Below are 17,650 nucleotides of genomic sequence, written 5' to 3'. Positions count from 1 at the left end.
CCCGGCGACCGTCCGGACCACCTCCTCGACCACCTCCGCCTGCCGCTGCTCGGAGCGGTCCGGGCCGGTCGGCCAGCCGTGTTCGCAGACCCTGATCGGCACCGCCGCCCCGATCCCGGCCCGGACCACGGTCTCCCGCCGGAAGCCGGTGAGCACCGCCGTGACCGCCGCCCCGAGCTGCCCGGCGGGGATCGGGCGGAAGACGTCCGGGAAGAAGTCCAGGCCGACGTGGTCGAGCGCGCGGTGGAACCGCTCGTCGGCGAGCTCGCCGAGCGCGGACCAGAACGGCTCGGCCGGGTCCGGGCTGAAGGCCGCGTTGAACCCCACGGCGAGGCCGAGGCCGAGGGCGAGCGCCTCCTCCTTGGCCGTCACCACGCCGTCGACCAGCGCCCGCAGGACACCCGGGGCGGAGCCGTCGAGCACCGGCGAGTCGACGTTCGGCTCCTCGCAGATCTGCAGGGTGCCGATCCGCTCGCCCCCGGCGCGGACCGCATGCCGGACGAAGTCGGTCCAGCCGTCCGGCCGGTCGCCGGGGCCGCGGTACTGGAGCACCAGGTCGAGCCGGCGCCCCTCGCCGAGGTACTGCTCCGGCTCGGCCGGGGTGGGCGGCAGGGCCGGGGCCGGCGGGTACGAGCGGTAGGCGCGGACCAGCAGGGCCGGTGCGGCGCCCTGGAGTTCGCGCAGCGCGGCGGTGATCCGCGCCGGGTCGTCCGGGCGGACGGGGGTGATCACGCCGCTCTCGTCGCCGAGCAGGCCACCGGGGTAGACGCCGAAGGTGAAGGTCATGGGCCCACCGTAGCCGAAATTATTGGTGTCACTGCAAGTTTGGTGCGGCACTATGATTCTCGTATGGGACTTCGCGAGGAGAAGAAGCGGCAGACCCGGACCCTGCTCGCCGACACCGCGACCGCGCTGTTCGCCGAGCACGGGTTCGAACGGGTCACGGTGGCCGAGGTGGCCCGGGCCGCCGGCGTGGCCGTCAACACGGTGTTCAACTACTTCCCGACCAAGGAGGACCTCTTCTTCGACCGGCAGGAGGAGGTGGTCGGCCGACTGGCCCTGGTCGTGCGCGAGCGGCCGCCCGGCTCCTCCCCCGTGGACGCCGTCCGGGCCGAACTGCTGGCCGGGCTGGACGCCACCGAACCGACCTACGGGCTGGACCCGCGGGCCGCGGCGTTCTGGCGGACGGTCGAGGACAGCCCGGCACTCCGGGCCCGGCTGCTGGAGCTCGGCGAGCGCGCCGAGGAGGCGCTGGCCGGGGCCCTGGCCGAGGAGGCCGGTACGGCGCCCGGCGATCCGCTGCCCCGGCTGGTGGCGGGCGCGCTGGCCGGGGCGCACCGGGCGGCGCTGGCGGAGGTCCGCCGGGGCATGGTGGCCGGCGAGCCGGTGGACGCCGTCCGGGCGCGGGTCGTGGCCGCGGTGACGGCGGCCTTCGGCCTGCTGACGGCGGGCCTCGACGGCTGGCCGGACCGACCCGGGGGCTGAACTCCGCGGCCCGGATGCGCCAGGGCCGCCCGGTCGGAGTGACCGGACGGCCCCAGGTAGGACTGGCAGGCGCTTGCGTCAGCTGTGGCGGCCGCGGCGACGGGCCGCCAGGACGGCGAGGGCGCCGAGGCCGAGCAGGCCCACGCCCGCCAGGCCGAGGACCACCGGGGCGTTGCCCGCGCCGGTGGAGGGCAGCTGGCCGCCCCCGCCGCCGTGGCCGGGTGCCGGGTGGTGACCGGTCGGGCCGTGGCTGCTCGGACCGTGGCTCGACGGGCCGTGGCTGGTGGGCGCCGCGCTGGAGGAGCTGGGCGAGGTGGTCGGGGTGGTCGGGACGGCGGAGCTGGTGGTCGGCGTCGGCGAGGTCGGGGTCGGGGAGGTCGGCGCCGGGGAGGTGCTGGTCGGCGTGGTCGGGCTGGGCGAGGTCGGGGCCGGCGAGGTGGTGGTCTCGGTCGGGGTCGGCGTCGGGGAGGTCGGCGAGGGCGACGGCGAGGTGGGCGACGGACTGGGCGTCACCTCGCACTCAGGCAGGTCCCCGTCGAACGGGTAGCTGTGGATCTCGTAGCCGCCGTTGCCGGTCTGGACCAGGTTGCCGGCCAGGTACACCCGGCCGTTCATGCCCGGCATGCTGATGGTCGTGGTGCCGGCCGGGTTGCCGGCCATCACCGAGCCCTGGAACTGCGCGCTGCCGAGGATCTGCGCACCGGTGGAACTGGGGAAGTTCCACATCAGCCGGGAGCGCATCTCGGTGGTCTGGTCGCCCGCCAGGCCGGTGCCGGTGTAGGTGTTGATCACCGGGTTGTCCGCCAGCATGTTGACCACGACGGTGGCGCCGGCCGGGATGTTGTTGAACACCAGACCGATCTGCCCGCCGGTCGGCGAGGCGAGGTTCCCGGGGACGTTGAAGACCTGCTTCGCACTGGTCCCGTCGCCGGTGAAGGTCGCCTCACTGCTGGTGACGGCGACGGTGCCGGTGGCGGCGGCCCGGCCGACACAGGCCGAGACCTCCTCGATCTGCGTGAGCACCGACTGGTACGGCGCGGCCGCGGCCGCGTCCTTGATCGCCTGGCCGGTCGGGTCGATGGCGACCGTGCCGGTGAGCGTGCCCGCGTACCGCAGATTGCCGAAGGCCTCGCCCTTGGAGTCGCTGCCGCCGATCAGCAGGCTGTTGCCTGGCTGGACGGTGACGTTGCCGCCGACGGTCAAGAAGTCGCTGCCGTTCGGCGGGACCACCCGCGAGCCGACGCCGACCACACCCGCGTTGAAGGCACCGCCGCCCTCGCTCTTGTTGATCTCGAAGTTCCCGAGGGTGACGATCCTGCCCTCCGCCTCGGCCGCCCGGCCGGCGACCAGGTAGTTGCCGCCGGTGAAGACAGTGATGGAGGCGTCCCGGCCGGCGAAGTCCCCGTTGTGCGGCGGCGTCGGCCAGACCGCGGGGCAGTCCGGCCCGCTGCACGGCCCCAGCGGCGGGGTCAGCGGAGCGGCCGAACCCACCGTCAGCACCGCCGCCAGCGGCAGCATCGCGACGGCGGTCGCCACCGCGACCCGGACGGTCGTCCGCCCCCTGGGGGACGGCGGACGCTCCACGGTGGTCCTGCTGCGACCCGGCGCACCGGTTCCCTGACCCTGACCCATCGGCACATTCCTCCGCACAGAGAAAAGGCAGGTGGAGCAGCACCTGCCAGGTTCCAGTCGATTCCCGATCGTCCCGTCCCATTGACGGAGAATTCCGAGATACCGGAAATTCCCTACCAAATCGGACCATCCATACCTTACAGACCATCAGCGGCGATCCGAAAATGCTCCGGTCGGACGAGCCGACCGTGTCCTTCCGGGCCGCGCGCGGCCCCCGCTAGGTTGGAGGCATGACTTCCGCCGGCAAGACCTCCGACGCGACCGACGTGACCGACGCAGCCCGCGCGACCGGTGCCGCCGACGCGATCGCCACCGTCGCCGCGAGCGCCGACGTGCTGCGTCACCCCGAGGCCGGGGAGCACCTGCTCACCGAGGTCGAGAAGGAGCGCGCCGCCCGCTTCCGGTACGAGTCGGGGCGGGTCGACTTCACCGCCGGGCACATCCTGGTCCGGCTCTGCGCGGCCCGGCTGCTCGGCGTCCCGGCGGCCTCGCTGACGCTCGCGCAGCACTGCCCCGACTGCGGCAAGGGCGACCACGGCAAGCCCTACCTGCCCGACCACCCTGGGATCTCGGTCAGCCTCTCGCACACCAAGGGCGTGGTCGCCGCCGCCGCCGGACACCGGCCGATCGGCGTCGACGTCGAGCTCACCGACCGGGGCGGCACCCTGCTCGACGTCGCCCCCCGGGTGCTCGCCGAGGAGGAGCTGCGGCAGGTCCGGGCGCACGCCGACCCGGCCCGCGCCTTCCTGCGGCTCTGGGTCCGCAAGGAGGCGCTGATCAAGGTCGGCCGGACCACCCTGGACGGCCTCGCCGCCGTCGACCTCTCCGCGCTCCCGCTCGACCTGCCCGGCGGCCGTCCGCTGCTCGGGCGCTTCGAGGACCTGGAGCTGCTCGACTGGGCCGACGAGTCGCACAGCGCGGCCGTCGCGGCGGTCTGCGGGCTGCCGCCGCGGGTGGTGGAGCTGTCCGCGCTCTGACCCGGGGCCTGGGGCCGCAGCTGCTCCGACCTGGGTGGAAGGCGGTCGGATAAGCGGTGTTAGCGTCCTGGACGGGGCGATGAGAACCGTCCGCCCCGGCTGCCTCGCCGCGACCGCCGCCGGGCCGCCCCGCTGAATCACAAGGGTTGCCCGCCATGGCCAAGTTCCTGCTGAGCCTGCACGTCCTCGCCTCGGTGCTGTTCATCGGCCCGGTGGCCGTGGCCGTCAGCATGTTCCCGCGCCGGGCGGGCACCGCGCTGGCCGGCGGGCCCGAGCAGGCGGCCGACGCCGGCATGCTGCGGCAGCTGCACCGGATCACCCAGGTCTACGCGCTGCTCGGGATCGCGGTGCCGGTCCTCGGCATCGGGCTCGCCCAGGTGATGGACGTGCTCGGGCAGTCCTGGCTGATCGCCTCCATGGTGCTGACCGCCGTCGCCGCCCTCGCGCTGCTGCTGTTCGTGCTGCCCGCGCAGCAGGCCGCGGTCGACGCGCTGGCCCTGGAGCCCGGCTCGGAGGAGCACGGCAAGGCGGTCCGCGGGCTGAGGCTGCTGCCGATGACGGCGGGCGTGTTCAACCTGCTCTGGGCGGTCGTGGTGGTGCTGATGATCGTCCGGCCGGGATCGACCACCGGCGCCTGAGCCCGGACGCGTCAGCAGTAGTAATGTCCGGCCATGACGATCATGGCGGGGATGGGGCCCGGCACCGGGACGGGGATAGGGCCGCTGCTGCGCGGCTGGCGCGAACGGCGGCGGCTCAGCCAACTGCAGCTCGCCCTGCTGGCCGACTCCTCGGCCCGGCACATCAGCTTCGTCGAGAACGGCCGCTCCCGGCCCAGCCAGGACCTCGTGCTCCGGCTCGCCGAGCACCTCGACGTCCCGGTGCGGGAGCGCAACGCGCTGCTGCTGGCCGCCGGCTACGCGCCGCTCTACCCGGAGAAGCGGCTGGACGATCCCTCGATGGCGGCGCTGCGCTCCGGCGTGGAACGACTGCTCGCCGCACACGACCCGTACCCGGCGCTGGTCGTCGACGGGTCCTTCCGGGTGCTCGCGGCGAACCGGGCGCTCGGGCTGCTACTGGCGGGGGTCGCGCCGCACCTGCTGGAGCCGCCGCTGAACGCGATGCGGATCACCCTGCACCCCGAGGGGCTCGCGGCGCGGATCGTGAACCTGCGGCAGTGGCGGCGGCACCTGCTGGAGCGGATGGAGCGGCAGCTCGGGCTGGTCCGCTCCGCGCCGCTGCGGGCGCTGCTGGAGGAGGTGCGGGCCTACCCGGAGCCACCGGGCGTGGCGGAGGAGGCCGAGGAGGACCACACCGAGCTGTTCCCGTTCGCGCTCCCGCTGCGGATCGCGCACGAGGGGCGGGTGCTGTCGTTCCTGTCGACGATCGCGACCTTCAACACGCCGATGGACGTGACCGTCTCCGAGCTGGCCCTGGAGGCCTTCCTCCCGGCCGACACGGAGACGGTCGTGTTCCTCCAGGCCGCCGTGGGGGCGGAGCGGTAGGACCCTTCCGGCGGGCGGGCGGTCAGGCCGGGATCCGGCGGAGGGTGGTGAACTGGAGGACGGCGAAGAGCGCGACGGTGCCGGCCTGCAACGGGATCCAGACGTAACCCGCGGTGGTCGGCTCGAACCACAGCTCCATCGCCACCACGCTGAGCAGCGTCCAGCCCAGGTTGATGTCGACCACCGCCCGCACCGCGGTCCGCGACGGCTGCGGACGGGTGGCCAGCAGGCCGACCGCCAGGCCGAACACCGTCAGCACGGCGCCGAGTTCGAGCAGGGTCGAGCGGCCCACCCCCAACAGGTCGCCGAGCGGGCCGGAGAAGGCCAGGTAGGCGAGGCCGTTGCCGCCGCTGACCACGGCGTCGAGGGCGAGGAACCGGCGCAGCGCCGTCCAGGAGGCGGGGGCGGTCCGGCGGGCGGTGGTGACGGTGTGGGCGGACATGGCGGATCGGCCTCCGGCAGTGGGGTGGGATCCCGGTCGGCGCTCCGCCGCCGGGTGGGCACCACTGTGCCGGGCGGCCGGACGGCCGTCGATTACCTCCGAGGTCATACGCCCGCCTCCGGGGTCGTGCGCCCGCCTCCGGGCTCGCGCCCCGCGCCCGGCCGGGTCAGGGCCGGGAGGCGCGCGGCCGGACGGCCTCGGCGCCCGGCGGCCGCAGTGGCACGCCCGCGCGCTTGACCGCCCGCGCGACGATCGCCGTCTCGGCGCGGCCCACGCCCAGCGGGCCCAGGGTGTCCGTGACGAACCGGTAGAGGCCGCCGTGGTCCGGGCAGAACACCGCGGCCATCAGATTGGCCGGCCCGCTGGTCGCGAACACACCGTGCACCTGCGGGTGCCGGCCGAGCGCCGCGCCGACGGCCGCGAGCCGGCCCGGCGGCACGTCCAGCCACAGGTTGGCGTCCACCGCGAGCCCCAACAGCCGCGGGTCGACGCTGACATGGGTGCGCAGCAGCCCGGCCCCGTCCAGCCGGTGCAGCCGGCGCCGGACGGTGGACTCGGGGGTGCCGGCCGCCGCCGCCAGCATCGCGTGCGACTGCCGGGCGTCCTCGCCGAGCCGGGCCAGCAGATCGCGGTCCAGCGCGTCCAGCGACACGCCCCCGGGGGCGGGGCGGGCAGCCGCGGGTTCGGCGAGCGCGGCCGCCTCCGCCTCCTCCAGATGGCCGGAGCGCCACTGGCCGGCGTCCGCGAAGGCGTGCAGCACGGCGTGGACGGTGGTCTCGGTGACCGCGGCGGTGGCGGGCAGCTGCCCGTGCAGCAGCCGGTCGCGGGCACCGGCCCCGGCGAGCATCACCGCGCCGACCTCCTGGCCGCCGAGCATGACGTCGACGAAGGGCACGTCCGGCCGCTCGGCCAGTGCCCGGGCGACGGCGTCGCCCTTGCCCCGCAGCACCCGGATCCGCAGCAGCAGCGCGCCGACCGCCGCGTCCTCGACGTCGGGCATCCGGACCACCCGGACCAGGCCGGTCCAGGCCGGTCTGCTGGAGCCGAACGAGCCGGCGGGTGACCGTGCGCGGGGAGACGCCGAGCACCTCGGCGATCCGCCCGGCCCCGGCCCGGCCGTTCACCTGGAGCGCGCAGACCAGCCGGCGGTCCAGGGTGTCCAGCACAGTGTCCGGATCAGCAGCAGCGACGTCCATGGTGTCCGATCTCCGTCGTCCGTCCCGCACCGGACGTCCTGTCCGGGCGCTCCGACGGTACTCCTTGACCACACGACCACGAGGAACGGGAGCGGGACCATGGGCGACATCGAGGTGCGGGAACTGCGGACGCTGCTGCCGGCCGTGGAGGCGGCGGTCCGGGAGGTCGGCGCGCGACTGGCCGAACAGCGGCCGGCCGAGCCCTGCCCGGAGTTCGGCCTGGCCGGGGCAATGGCGCGGTTCACCGGGTACGACGGCCCGGCGGCCGCCGAACTCCGCGCGCGGCTGGGCGCGTTGCACCCGGAGGCGGGCTGGGTGGAGGACGAGTTCGACGGCGCGGCGCCGACCGAGGGCGAGTGGTGGCTGTGCGACGCCATGGACGGCGCGGTGCAGTTCCTGCTCGGGCTGCCGCAGTGGGCGGTGACCGCGACCCTGGTGCGCGACGGCGCGGCGGTGCTGGCCGTGGTGCACGCCCCGCAGCTCGGCGCCCGCACCTACCGGGCGGTGCGCGGCGGCGGGGCGGAGCTGGACGGGCGGCCGATCGCCCCCGTGGAGCGGGAGTTGGCGGCGACGGTGGCCGGGACCAGCCAGCCGCCGGCGGTCGCCGCCGACCCGGTGGCGCTGCGGCGGGCGGGCGCCTCGCTGTCGGCGGTGGCGGGCGCGGTGCTGGCCGTCCGCAATCCGGGGCCGACCTCGCTCCAAGTGGCCCAGGTCGGCTCCGGACACCTGGGCCTGTTCTGGGAGTTCGGCACGGACGCGGCCAATCTGCTGCCCGGCGCGCTGGTCGCGGCGGAGGCGGGAGCGGCGGTCACGGACGCCGCCGGGGCCGCCTGGACACCCGCCGCGGACGGCTTCCTGGCCGCCGCGCCGGGCCTCCACCGGCAGGCCCTCCTACTGCTGAAGGATCTTGACTGACCGTCAGATGCCGAAGAGAGTGGCCGCGTTGTCGTGGCAGACGGCGCGCAGCCAGTCCTCCCCCAGCCCGAGCCGGTCCAGCGCGTCCAGCTGGTGCCCGTACCGGTAGGGGATGTTGGGGAAGTCACTGCCGAGCAGGACCTTGTCCCCGAGGGCGCGCAGCCGGGGCAGCTCGGCGGGCGGGAAGGGGGTCTCCCCCTCGGAGAAGTCGGTGAACGCCATGGTGGTGTCCAGCCGGACGCCGGGGTACCGCTCGGCGAGGTCGAGGAAGTCGGTGTACTCGGGCAGGCCGAGGTGGGCCACCACCAGGACCAGCCGGGGGTGCCGGGCGAGCACCGCGCCGATCGGGCCGGGGCCGGTGTACTTGCCCGGGACGGGTCCGGAGCCGCAGTGGGTGACCACCGGCGTGCCGCTCTCGGCGAGCAGTCCCCAGACCTCGTCGAGCAGTTCGTCCGCCGGGTCGTAGCCGCCGACCTGGAGGTGCGCCTTGAACACCCGGGCGCCGCCGGCCAGCGCCCGGGCCACGTAGCCGGGCGCGCCGGGCTCGGGGTGGAAGGTCGCGGTGTGCAGGCAGTCGGGGGTGCGGGCGGCGAAGTCCGCGGCCCAGGCGTTCAGCCACTCGGCCATCCCCGGCTTGTGCGGGTAGAGCATCGCGGTGAACGCCCGGACACCGAACTCCCGCAGCCGGGCGACTCGTTGCTCCTCCGCCTCGCGGTAGGCGATCGGCCAGGGGCGGCCGGTCAGCGGGCCGGTGGCGTCGAAGTACGCCCACACCTTGTCGAGCACGTTCTTCGGCATGAAGTGGGTGTGGACGTCGATCAGGCCGGGCAGGCCGAGGTGCTGCCAGAAGGCGCGCACCCCGGCCGCCTCGGCCTCGGGGTAGGACCTGCTCATGCGGCGGGCACCGGCCGGGCGCGGTCGATGATCGCCGCGGCGTCCGGGCCGGGCGGCAGGGTGCCGAACGCGGCGCCGTGGTCGCCGCCGAGCCGGGAGGCGCAGAACGCGTCGGCGACCGCCGGGTCCCCGTACCGGACCAGCAGCGAGCCCTGGAAGGCCAGCGCCATCGCCTCCACCAGCCGGCGGGTGCGGTACTCCAGCTGGTCGAGGTCGGTGAGCTGCTTGCGCAGCCCGGCGACGGCCGTGTCGAGCCTGCGGTCGGCGCCCGCCGCCGCGTCCAGCTCGCCGAGGAAGGCGTCGACGGTCTCCGGGTGCTTGGCCATGGCGCGCAGCGCGTCCAGGGCGGCGACGTTGCCGGAGCCCTCCCAGATCGAGACCAGCGGCGCCTCCCGGTAGAGCCGGGGCATGCCGGACTCCTCGACGTAGCCGTTGCCGCCCAGGCACTCCAGGGCCTCGGCGGCATGCGCCGGACCGCGCTTGCAGACCCAGTACTTGGCGACGGCCAGGCCGAGCCGGCGGACCAGCGCCTCCTGCTCGTCCCCGGCGAGGGCGGCGTCGGTGGCCTGGGCGAGCCGCATCGCCACGGTGGTGGCCGCCTCGGACTCCACCACGAGGTCGGCGAGCACATTGCGCATCAGCGGCTGGTCGACCAGCGCCCGGCCGAACGCCCGGCGGTGCAGGGCGTGCTGGACGGCCCGGGTGGCCCCGAGCCGCATCCCGGCGGCGGCACCGATCGTGCAGTCCAGCCGGGTCATGTTGACCATCTCGATGATGGTCCGCACCCCGCGCCCCTCCTCGCCGACCAGCAGTCCGTACGCCTCCTCGTACTCGATCTCGGCGGAGGCGTTGGACTTGTTGCCGAGCTTGTCCTTGAGCCGCTGGAGGCGGAGCCGGTTGCGGCTGCCGTCCGGCAGGACGCGCGGCAGCAGGAAGCAGCTGAGCCCGCCCGGTGCCTGGGCGAGGGTGAGGAAGAGGTCGGACATCGGCGCCGAGGTGAACCACTTGTGGCCGGTGAGCCGGTAGCTCCCGTCGGGCTGCGGGACGGCGGTCGTGGTGTTGGTGCGGACGTCCGAGCCGCCCTGCTTCTCGGTCATCGACATGCCGGCGATCAGACCGCGCTTGCCGTGCGGCTCGCGCAGCCCGAAGTCGTACTCGGTGGCGGCGAGCAGCGGTTCGAACTCGGCGGCCAGCACGGGGGTGGTACGCAGCGCGGGAACGGCGGCGTAGGTCATCGAGACGGGGCAGGTGTGGCCGGCCTCGACCTGGCTCCAGACGTGGAACTTGGCGGCGCGGGCGGTGTGCGCGCCGGGCCGGTCGTCCCGCCAGGGCGCGGCGTGCAGGCCGTGGCCGACGGCGGTGCGCATCAGCTCGTGCCAGTACGGGTGGAACTCGACCTCGTCGATCCGGTGGCCGAAGCGGTCGTGGGTGCGCAGCACCGGCGGGTGCTCGTTGGCCAGCCGCCCCCACTCGGCGGCCTGCTCGGAGCCGGCCAGCCGGCCGAGGGCGCGCAGTTCGGGCTCGGCCCAGCCGGCGCCGGCCCGGTGCAGGGCCGCGAGCAACGCGGGGTCGGCGGCGGTGTCGTGCCCGTACGGGGGCGGGGCCTGGTTGGTGACCTCATGCGTCGCTGTCATCGCGTTCTCCAAGCGCTCGGAGGGTGAAGGAGACGAGGGCGGGGACCACGGCGCCGGGGGCGGCCCCGGGGCCGTGCGGGGGTACCGCGGCGAGCGGGCCGGTGAGGGCCTCGGCGGTCGCGCCGACGATCGCGGCGGCGGTCAGCTGGGGGTCCTGGGGCGGCAGCCGCCCGGCGGCGAGCGCGCTGGCGATCTCGGCGGCGAGCACATCGCGGAAGGTGCGGCGGAAGACCAGGCGCTCGGCGTCCACCACGGTGTCGGCCGGTTCGACCAGCAGCGCGTGGGCGAGCCGGGGGGCGCGCAGGGCGCGGGCGGCGAAGGTCTCCACGACGGCCGCGATCCGGTCCCGGGGGGTGTCGTGCCGGGCGACGGCCTCGTGCACGGCGGCCACCTCCCGGGTGACCACCCGGCGGAAGAGCTCGACCGAGAGTTCGGCCTTGTTGGCGAAGTGCCCGTACATCGAGCCGGTGGCGATACCGGCCCGCTCGGCCACCGCGGCCATGCTGCAGCCGCCGTAGCCGCGCTCGGCGAGCAGGCCGACCGCGGCCTGGAGCACCGCCTCGCGCTGGGCGTCCAGGCGGGCCTGCACGGCGGGGGTGCGACGGTAGGCCATGGAAGTATTGAAGCACTGATTCAGTGCTTCGGGGAGGCGTCGGACACCTTCGGGTCGGGTCCGGATCGCGCCCGGGCCCGAGCCTCCGGGAACGGCGGAGGGCCGCCCGTCACCGGGCGGCCCTCGCTTCGTACGGTCCCGCGAGCGCGGGCGGTCCCGCGAGCGCGGGCGGTCCCGCAGGCGCGGGAGGTCCGGACTACAGCCGGACGCGATCCTGCTTCAGCCCCTCGACGTCCAGCGGGCCGATCGGCGGCACCTGGTACTGCCCGGTCAGCGCGCGGGCCGAGGCGTCCGCGCCGAGGCCGGCCCACTCCAGCACCTTCGCGGTGGCCGCCGCCGACTCGTCGGCCGGCAGCTTGGCGATGTTGGAGCCGTGGTTGCCCCCCGGCACCGTGTAGACGTAGCTGTCCTCACTGCCCCACCCGAGCCGGAACGGCTCGGCGCCCCACGGGTCGTTCTGGCCGTAGACGTAGATGATCCGCTCGGCCGAGTTCCGCACCCAGCGGTCGATGTCGCGCATCGCGGACGGGTCGAAGCGCATCGGGATGGAACGCGGCACATAGGTGCGCGGCGCGTACAGCTCCTTGTAGTCGTAGTGCAGCAGGCCCTTGAGGGCCGAGACGTCGAAGGAGGGCGAGCCCAGCTCGGTACCGGCCTGGTAGTAGTACGCGGTGTACCCGGCGAGCGACTGGTCGCTGTTGCCGGTGATGCCGGACTGCGTGTCGAGCCAGGCGTACAGCGCGTCGTCGGTGCCGGCGGCGCCCGGGACGTTCACGCAGTCGGCCGCCAGGCTGTACTGCCAGAACGCCCAGACCGAGTCCAGCACGGCCAGCTCGTACGCCTTGTCGGCGCTGCCGATGGTGGTGAAGGTGGAGCCGGCGGCGACGTTGTCGGCGGCGTAGCGGGGCTCCAGCCGGTCACGGCGGGCCAGCAGTTCACGCTGGGTGGCGGTCAGCGCGGCCCGGCACTCCGGGGTCCCGACGTTGCGGAAGAACCGGCTGTACGCGGAGTCCTCGCGCTCGTCGACGTCGTTCGGGGCGACGTAGGCGATGGTGCCGGCCACGTCGTCCGGGAAGTAGCGCCGGTGGTAGGTGGAGGACATGCCGCCCTTGGAGGCGCCGGTGGAGAGCCACTCCTGGTGGTAGATCCGCTTCAGCGCGGTGATCAGCCGGTGCGCGTCGGTGGCCGCCTGCTTGATGCCGGCCTTGCTCCAGTCGGCGGGCTCGGGGCGGGACGGCGTGAAGTAGCGGTACTCGATGGAGACCTGGTTGCCGTCGACCAGCCGGGCCGGCTCGGTGCGGGAGGGCGTGGTGCGCAGCGTGTAGCCGTTGGTGTAGAACACGGTCGGCCGGTCGTAGCCCTTGTGCAGCACGCTCAGCCGCTGCTGGAAGGTGCCCAGCCAGGGGCGGGCGTGGTCGATCGGCTGGGTGTAGGTGAGCAGGAAGTAGCGGTGGCCGGTGGTGGTGGGCTGCTCCTCGGTGACGGTCATGCCGGGGATCCCGGCCAGCCGGTCCTTGATGTCGGCCGACGGGTCGTCGGCGACCGAGGACGCGACGCCCTCGGGGCCGGCGGTGCCGGTCGTCCCGGCGGTCCGGGCGAGCGCCGTCGGGGCGAGGCCGAGGCCGAGCAGCGGTATCAGCAGAACGGCGACCAGCAGCCTTCTGATCGTGGTGGTCATCAACTCTCCATCGGGTCAACGGAACTGTGCGGTGTTCTGGTCCGAACTCTCCGGCAGTCGGCGCGCCGCCGCCGGGCGGACCGGCCGTCCGGTAGACGGCCGAATGGGCCACCCGCCGGTCGCGGATGGCCCATCGGGGAAAAAGTGCCGGTCAGGGGCGCGGCAGGGTGCAGCCGGCCCTGGTGAGGTCGAGCTTGTTCCCGGCGCCGAAGCAGGCGGGGATGATGTACGTCTCCTGGGCGTAGCCGATGCCCCGGCGGACGGTCACCGCGCCGTTCTGGTCCACCTCGCACGGGTTGTTCAGCGTGCAGCGCTGGCCGTCCTCGTTGATGGTGTTGTTCACCGCGACGACCTGCCCGCTGTTGGCGTCGACCACCGGGGAGCCGGAGGTGCCGCCGATGACGTTGCAGGTGGAGGTGTAGCGGAGGGAGTCCTTGAAGGTCCAGTCCGCTTCCTTGAGCCGGTAGGCGAAGCCGTCGGCCGAGCAGGAGTAGATCTTCTTCCAGTACCCGGACACGACCTTGATCGAGCTGCCCTGGACGGGGTGGGTGGCCGCGACGGTCAGCGGGGCGATGCCGTAGCGCGACTGGATCGCGGCATAGGTGGTGTTCAGCTGGTAGATCGACACATCGGTGTCGGTCATGGTGCCGTAGACCATCTTGCTGGCCTTCACCGTGCCGAGCGATCCGCCGCTCGCGTTGAGCAGGGTGAAGCTGCGGCTGGAGGCCTGGTTGGTGACCACCTGGCCGGGGCCGGGCATGCCGGACTCCAGGCAGTGGCCGTTGGAGAGCACCAGGGCCGGGTCGTTGGCGGTCGAGGCGGGGAACCGGACCAGCGAACCGGAACAGTTGCTCAGCGCCACCGTCCCGGCGAACGTGACGGCGGCGGCCTTCCCGGCCTGCGGCGACGTCGCGGTCGTACTCGTACCGGCGGTGGACGCGGTCGCGGCGGGGGCGCCCGCCAGGGCGGTCGCCCCGGCGAACAGGAGCGCGGCGGCCGTGCCTATGAGCGGCTTCTTCATGAGAGACCTCTCGATGTGTATCGGCGTGGGGGTGCCCCAAAGCTGGCGCGGACATGACGCCCTGTCAAGGGTCCTGTCGCCGCAGCCCGGACCAGAGGGCCGTGTTCCGGCCGCCGGACCCCGGTACTGTGGCCGGGACGGCAGGAAGACCATCTGGGGGGCTGACATGACCGGCGACCACCGCACCGACGACGCACGACGCGGACCGACCGGAGGCCGGCTGCTCGCGGTCAGCGACCTGCACGTCTCCTACCAGCAGAACCGCGACCTGGTGGAGCAGTTGCGCCCGGGCTCGCCCGACGACTGGCTGATCGTGGCCGGCGACGTGTCCGAGTCCACCACCACCATCCGCTGGGCCCTGGGCCTGCTGGCCGAACGCTTCGCCAAGGTCGTCTGGGCGCCCGGCAACCACGAACTGTGGACCCACCCCAACGACCCGGTCCAGGTGCGCGGCGTCGAGCGCTACCAGCACCTGGTGGACATGTGCCGCGAGCTCGGCGTGGTGACCCCCGAGGACCCGTACCCGGTGTGGACCGGCGCCGGCGGCCCGGTCGCGGTCGCCCCGCTGTTCCTGCTCTACGACTACACCTTCCGGGCCCCCGGCACCTCCACCAAGGAGGAGTCCCTGGCCGCCGCGTACGAGACCGGCGTGGTCTGCGCGGACGAGCGCTTCCTGCACCCCGACCCGTACCCCGACCGCGACTCCTGGTGCCGCGAGCGCGTCCGGCTGACCGAGAAGCGCCTCGTCGAGCACGACCCCGAACTGCCGCTGGTCCTGGTCAACCACTACCCGCTGGTCCGCCAGCCCACCGAGATCCTCTGGTACCCCGAGTTCGCCCAGTGGTGCGGCACCGAGCTGACCGCGGACTGGCACCGCCGGTTCAACACCGCCACGATGATCTACGGGCACCTGCACATCCCCCGGCGGACCAGCTACGACGGGGTGCCGTTCGAGGAGGTGTCGCTCGGCTACCCGCGCGAGTGGGGGCGGCGCGGCCTGCCGGACCCGCTGCTGCGCGAGGTGTTCCCGGACGCGTGAGGCGGCGCGCGCCGGGGTGTCCGTCCCCCCGGCGCGCCTCCTCCGCTACTCCGGTTCGCCCTCCGCCACCGGCTCAGGACGCGCCAGCGTCACCGTCAGCTGCCCGTCCGACACCTCCGCGACCAGCGTGTCCCCCTCCCGGACCGTGCCGTCCAGCAGCAGGTCCGAGATCCGGTTGTCCAGCTCCTGCTGGATGGTGCGGCGCAGCGGCCGGGCCCCGAACGCCGGCTGGTAGCCGAGGTTCACCAGCAGTTCCTTGGCCTCGTCGGTCACCTCCAGGTCGACGTCCTGGGCCTTCAACCGGCGCCGGGTGCGGTCCAGCATCAGGTCCACCACCTGCAGCAGGTCCTTGCGGGTGAGCGCGTGGAAGACGATCACCTCGTCGATCCGGTTGAGGAACTCCGGCCGGAACTGCGAGCGCAGGTCCCGCATCAGGTCGTCGCGGATCTCGTCGACATCGCCCGCGTGGTCGAGGATCCGCTGAGAGCCGATGTTGCTCGTCATGATCAGCACGGTGTTGCGGAAGTCGACCGTACGCCCCTGGGCGTCCGTCAGCCGGCCGTCGTCCAGCACCTGGAGCAGCAGGTTGAAGACGTCCGGGTGGGCCTTCTCCACCTCGTCGAAGAGCAGCACACTGTACGGCTTGCGGCGGACCGCCTCGGTGAGCTGGCCGGCCTCGTCGTAGCCGACGTACCCGGGCGGGGAGCCGACCAGCCGGGAGACGGTGTGCTTCTCCTGGAACTCGCTCATGTCGAAGCGGATCATCCGGTCCGGGTCGCCGAACAGCAGCGCGGCCAGCGCCTTGGCCAGCTCGGTCTTGCCGACACCGGTCGGGCCGAGGAACAGGAAGGATCCGGTCGGGCGGTCCGGATCGCCCATCCCGGCCCTGCCGCGACGGACCGCCTGGGCCACCGCGGTGACCGCCCGGTCCTGCCCGATCACCTTCTCGTGCAGGTGCTCCTCCAGCCGGAGCAGCCGCTCCCGCTCGGTCGCGTTCAGCTCGGCGACCGGGATCCCGGTCCGGCCCGAGAGCACCTGCGCGATGTCGTCCGCGGTGACCGCGACGACCTCCTCGCGGGCCTCGGCGACCGCCGCCAGCTCGTCCTCGGTCTGCCGCAGCTCGGTCTTCAGATTGGCGGCCCGGACGAACTCCTCGTCCGCCACCGCCTCCTCCAACTCCCGGCGCAGCTTGGTGATCCGGTCCCGCACCGGCATCGCGACCGTGGAACCGCCCAGGCCGCGCAGCCGCACCCGCGCACCGGCCTGGTCCAGCAGGTCGATCGCCTTGTCCGGCAGGAAGCGGTCGCTGACGTAGCGGTCCGACAGGGTCGCCGCCGCGTCCAGCGCCTCGTCCGTGAACCGCACCTGGTGGTGCGCCTCGTAGGCGTCGCGCAGGCCCCGGAGGATCTCGACCGTCTCCTCCACCGTCGGCTCGGGCACCAGCACCGGCTGGAAGCGGCGCTCCAGCGCGGCGTCCTTCTCCACGTACCGGCGGTACTCGTCCAGGGTGGTCGCCCCGACCACGCTCAACTCACCGCGGGCCAGGGCCGGCTTCAGGATGTTGCCCGCGTCCATCGAGCCCTCTCCCCCGCCGCCCGCGCCGACCACGGTGTGCAGCTCGTCGAGGAACAGGATCACGCTCTGCTCGGCCGCCGTGACCTCGTCGATCACGTTCTTCAACCGCTCCTCGAACTCGCCCCGGTACTTGGAACCGGCCACCAGCGCGGTCAGGTCGAGCGTGACGACCCGCTTGTCCTTGAGGATCTGCGGCACGTCCCCCGACACGATCCGCTGCGCCAGCCCCTCCACGATCGCCGTCTTGCCGACCCCCGGCTCACCGATCAGCACCGGGTTGTTCTTGGTCCGGCGGGACAGGATCTCGACGGTCTGCTCGATCTCCTGGGCCCGACCGACGACCGCGTCCAGCCGGCCCGCCCGCGCCTCCTCGGTGAGGTCGCGCCCGTACTCGTCCAGCGTCGGCGTCGCACTCGGCTGCCCACCACCGCTGCCACCGGCCGCGCCCCGCCCGTCCAGCACCGTGCGCAGCGCGTCCTGCGACGGCGCCGCGTTGCGCACCGCCGCCCCCGCCCCCGACCGCTCCTCCTCCAGCAGCGCGCCGAGGATGTGCTCCGGCCCGATGTACGAGGCCCCCGCCGCCTGCGACCGCGCGTGCGCCGCCAACAGCGCCCGCTTGGCCGCCGGCGTCAGCCCCGGCCGCCCCTCCTCCCCCGACGCCTGCACCCCGGACGGCAGCGCCTTGTCCAGATCCCCCGCCAACCGGTCCGGATCCACCCCCGCCCGCTCCAGCATCCGCCGCGACGGATCCACCCGGGTGGCCGCCCACATCAGATGCCCGGTGTCGAGATCACTCCCCCCACCCTCGGCCGCCCGCCGAGCAGCCGCCGCGAGCAACTCCTGCGCCGACTCACTCAACAACCGCCCGATCGGCACCCGCTGCACCGCGGGCGGCGAGGCCAACGGGCTCATCCCGAAGAACCGGCTGAGCAGATCCGAAAACGGGTCGTTCGACCCGAACGGCGGCATGGTCACGGAGGATCACCTCTCCCAAGCGTTGTGCGCCCACCCAAACACACCCCACCCCACCCCGCCTCCCGACCACAG

Annotated in this window: 16 protein-coding genes and 1 pseudogene; 6 read left to right on the top strand and 11 right to left on the bottom strand. The window is 73.9% G+C overall.

Annotated features, from left to right (window positions below; all coding sequences use genetic code 11):
* A partial coding sequence (locus VR45_RS05630) for a hypothetical protein (RefSeq protein ID WP_045938554.1) occupies nucleotides 1–786 on the bottom strand: 786 nt, incomplete at its 3' end.
* 63 nt (nucleotides 787–849) lie between these two features.
* Here VR45_RS05630 and VR45_RS05625 point away from each other — a divergent pair.
* Nucleotides 850–1,485, top strand: a complete 636-nt coding sequence (locus tag VR45_RS05625) for a TetR/AcrR family transcriptional regulator (protein ID WP_045938553.1) — start codon at nucleotides 850–852, stop codon at nucleotides 1,483–1,485.
* A gap of 78 nt (nucleotides 1,486–1,563) precedes the next feature.
* On the opposite strand, the gene VR45_RS05620 is transcribed toward VR45_RS05625, so the two are convergent.
* The gene (locus VR45_RS05620) at nucleotides 1,564–3,069 is read right to left on the bottom strand and encodes a choice-of-anchor A family protein (RefSeq protein ID WP_159394119.1); all 1,506 of its coding nucleotides are present in this window, start codon (nucleotides 3,067–3,069) and stop codon (nucleotides 1,564–1,566) included.
* Nucleotides 3,070–3,347: 278 nt separating this feature from the next.
* Between VR45_RS05620 and VR45_RS05615 the strand changes: the two genes are divergently transcribed.
* The 3 genes from VR45_RS05615 (at nucleotide 3,348) to VR45_RS05605 (ending at nucleotide 5,596) form a co-directional block, all read left to right on the top strand.
* Nucleotides 3,348–4,094, top strand: coding sequence for a 4'-phosphopantetheinyl transferase superfamily protein (locus VR45_RS05615; protein WP_045938551.1), 747 nt, complete (start codon nucleotides 3,348–3,350; stop codon nucleotides 4,092–4,094).
* A gap of 155 nt (nucleotides 4,095–4,249) precedes the next feature.
* Entirely contained in the window at nucleotides 4,250–4,732 is a 483-nt protein-coding gene (locus VR45_RS05610; RefSeq protein ID WP_045938550.1) for a DUF2269 family protein, read from the top strand.
* A 42-nt stretch (nucleotides 4,733–4,774) separates the two neighbouring features.
* Nucleotides 4,775–5,596, top strand: a complete 822-nt coding sequence (locus VR45_RS05605) for a helix-turn-helix domain-containing protein (RefSeq protein WP_199925907.1) — start codon at nucleotides 4,775–4,777, stop codon at nucleotides 5,594–5,596.
* A 22-nt stretch (nucleotides 5,597–5,618) separates the two neighbouring features.
* Here the strand turns inward: VR45_RS05605 and VR45_RS05600 are convergent, their stop codons facing one another.
* From VR45_RS05600 to VR45_RS48370, 3 genes and pseudogenes are all read right to left on the bottom strand, one after another.
* Complete coding sequence (locus VR45_RS05600; RefSeq protein WP_045938548.1) at nucleotides 5,619–6,038, bottom strand: hypothetical protein; 420 nt, start codon at nucleotides 6,036–6,038, stop codon at nucleotides 5,619–5,621.
* A 166-nt stretch (nucleotides 6,039–6,204) separates the two neighbouring features.
* Entirely contained in the window at nucleotides 6,205–7,038 is an 834-nt protein-coding gene (locus VR45_RS05595) for an Lrp/AsnC family transcriptional regulator (protein WP_234325845.1), read from the bottom strand.
* Nucleotides 7,039–7,123: 85 nt separating this feature from the next.
* A pseudogene (locus VR45_RS48370) lies at nucleotides 7,124–7,234 on the bottom strand (Lrp/AsnC family transcriptional regulator); the annotation flags it as partial.
* 99 nt (nucleotides 7,235–7,333) lie between these two features.
* Between VR45_RS48370 and VR45_RS05590 the strand changes: the two are divergent.
* A complete protein-coding gene (locus VR45_RS05590; protein ID WP_045938547.1) occupies nucleotides 7,334–8,149 on the top strand; it encodes an inositol monophosphatase family protein in 816 nt (271 codons plus the stop codon).
* Nucleotides 8,150–8,152: 3 nt separating this feature from the next.
* Here VR45_RS05590 and VR45_RS05585 read toward each other — a convergent pair whose 3' ends face one another.
* From VR45_RS05585 to VR45_RS05565, 5 genes are all read right to left on the bottom strand, one after another.
* A complete protein-coding gene (locus VR45_RS05585) occupies nucleotides 8,153–9,043 on the bottom strand; it encodes an amidohydrolase family protein (protein WP_045938546.1) in 891 nt (296 codons plus the stop codon).
* Complete coding sequence (locus VR45_RS05580) at nucleotides 9,040–10,677, bottom strand: acyl-CoA dehydrogenase family protein (RefSeq protein ID WP_045938545.1); 1,638 nt, start codon at nucleotides 10,675–10,677, stop codon at nucleotides 9,040–9,042. The genes VR45_RS05585 and VR45_RS05580 overlap by 4 nt, the downstream gene beginning before the upstream one ends.
* On the bottom strand, nucleotides 10,661–11,290 hold the full coding sequence (locus VR45_RS05575) for a TetR/AcrR family transcriptional regulator (RefSeq protein ID WP_045938544.1): 630 nt from the start codon (nucleotides 11,288–11,290) through the stop codon (nucleotides 10,661–10,663). The genes VR45_RS05580 and VR45_RS05575 overlap by 17 nt, the downstream gene beginning before the upstream one ends.
* A 196-nt stretch (nucleotides 11,291–11,486) precedes the next feature.
* Nucleotides 11,487–12,968, bottom strand: a complete 1,482-nt coding sequence (locus VR45_RS05570; protein ID WP_052708858.1) for a S28 family serine protease — start codon at nucleotides 12,966–12,968, stop codon at nucleotides 11,487–11,489.
* Nucleotides 12,969–13,119: 151 nt separating this feature from the next.
* Nucleotides 13,120–13,989: a serine protease gene (locus VR45_RS05565; RefSeq protein ID WP_045938543.1), complete on the bottom strand. Its 870-nt coding sequence runs from the start codon at nucleotides 13,987–13,989 to the stop codon at nucleotides 13,120–13,122.
* A gap of 166 nt (nucleotides 13,990–14,155) precedes the next feature.
* Between VR45_RS05565 and VR45_RS05560 the strand changes: the two genes are divergently transcribed.
* A complete protein-coding gene (locus tag VR45_RS05560; RefSeq protein WP_052708857.1) occupies nucleotides 14,156–15,028 on the top strand; it encodes a metallophosphoesterase in 873 nt (290 codons plus the stop codon).
* Nucleotides 15,029–15,073: 45 nt separating this feature from the next.
* Here the strand turns inward: VR45_RS05560 and VR45_RS05555 are convergent, their stop codons facing one another.
* Nucleotides 15,074–17,572 (bottom strand): ATP-dependent Clp protease ATP-binding subunit, encoded by a 2,499-nt coding sequence (locus VR45_RS05555; protein WP_045938557.1) that lies wholly within the window; start codon nucleotides 17,570–17,572, stop codon nucleotides 15,074–15,076.
* Between the last annotated feature and the right edge of the window lie 78 nt (nucleotides 17,573–17,650).

This window comes from Streptomyces sp. NRRL S-495 (assembly GCF_000966955.1).
GTDB lineage: Bacteria > Actinomycetota > Actinomycetes > Streptomycetales > Streptomycetaceae > Kitasatospora > Kitasatospora purpeofusca.
This window is presented reverse-complemented; position numbering and strand designations above follow the sequence as displayed.

Coding starts and splice junctions, on each gene's coding strand:
- VR45_RS05595 (WP_234325845.1), bottom strand. CDS start 7,038: ATGCCCGACGTCGAGGACGCGGCGGTCGGCGCGCTGCTGCTGCGGATC.
- VR45_RS05590 (WP_045938547.1), top strand. CDS start 7,334: ATGGGCGACATCGAGGTGCGGGAACTGCGGACGCTGCTGCCGGCCGTG.
- VR45_RS05555 (WP_045938557.1), bottom strand. CDS start 17,572: ATGCCGCCGTTCGGGTCGAACGACCCGTTTTCGGATCTGCTCAGCCGG.
- VR45_RS05580 (WP_045938545.1), bottom strand. CDS start 10,677: ATGACAGCGACGCATGAGGTCACCAACCAGGCCCCGCCCCCGTACGGG.
- VR45_RS05600 (WP_045938548.1), bottom strand. CDS start 6,038: ATGTCCGCCCACACCGTCACCACCGCCCGCCGGACCGCCCCCGCCTCC.
- VR45_RS05625 (WP_045938553.1), top strand. CDS start 850: ATGGGACTTCGCGAGGAGAAGAAGCGGCAGACCCGGACCCTGCTCGCC.
- VR45_RS05560 (WP_052708857.1), top strand. CDS start 14,156: ATGACCGGCGACCACCGCACCGACGACGCACGACGCGGACCGACCGGA.
- VR45_RS05615 (WP_045938551.1), top strand. CDS start 3,348: ATGACTTCCGCCGGCAAGACCTCCGACGCGACCGACGTGACCGACGCA.
- VR45_RS05565 (WP_045938543.1), bottom strand. CDS start 13,989: ATGAAGAAGCCGCTCATAGGCACGGCCGCCGCGCTCCTGTTCGCCGGG.
- VR45_RS05585 (WP_045938546.1), bottom strand. CDS start 9,043: ATGAGCAGGTCCTACCCCGAGGCCGAGGCGGCCGGGGTGCGCGCCTTC.
- VR45_RS05570 (WP_052708858.1), bottom strand. CDS start 12,968: ATGACCACCACGATCAGAAGGCTGCTGGTCGCCGTTCTGCTGATACCG.
- VR45_RS05610 (WP_045938550.1), top strand. CDS start 4,250: ATGGCCAAGTTCCTGCTGAGCCTGCACGTCCTCGCCTCGGTGCTGTTC.
- VR45_RS05575 (WP_045938544.1), bottom strand. CDS start 11,290: ATGGCCTACCGTCGCACCCCCGCCGTGCAGGCCCGCCTGGACGCCCAG.
- VR45_RS05605 (WP_199925907.1), top strand. CDS start 4,775: ATGGCGGGGATGGGGCCCGGCACCGGGACGGGGATAGGGCCGCTGCTG.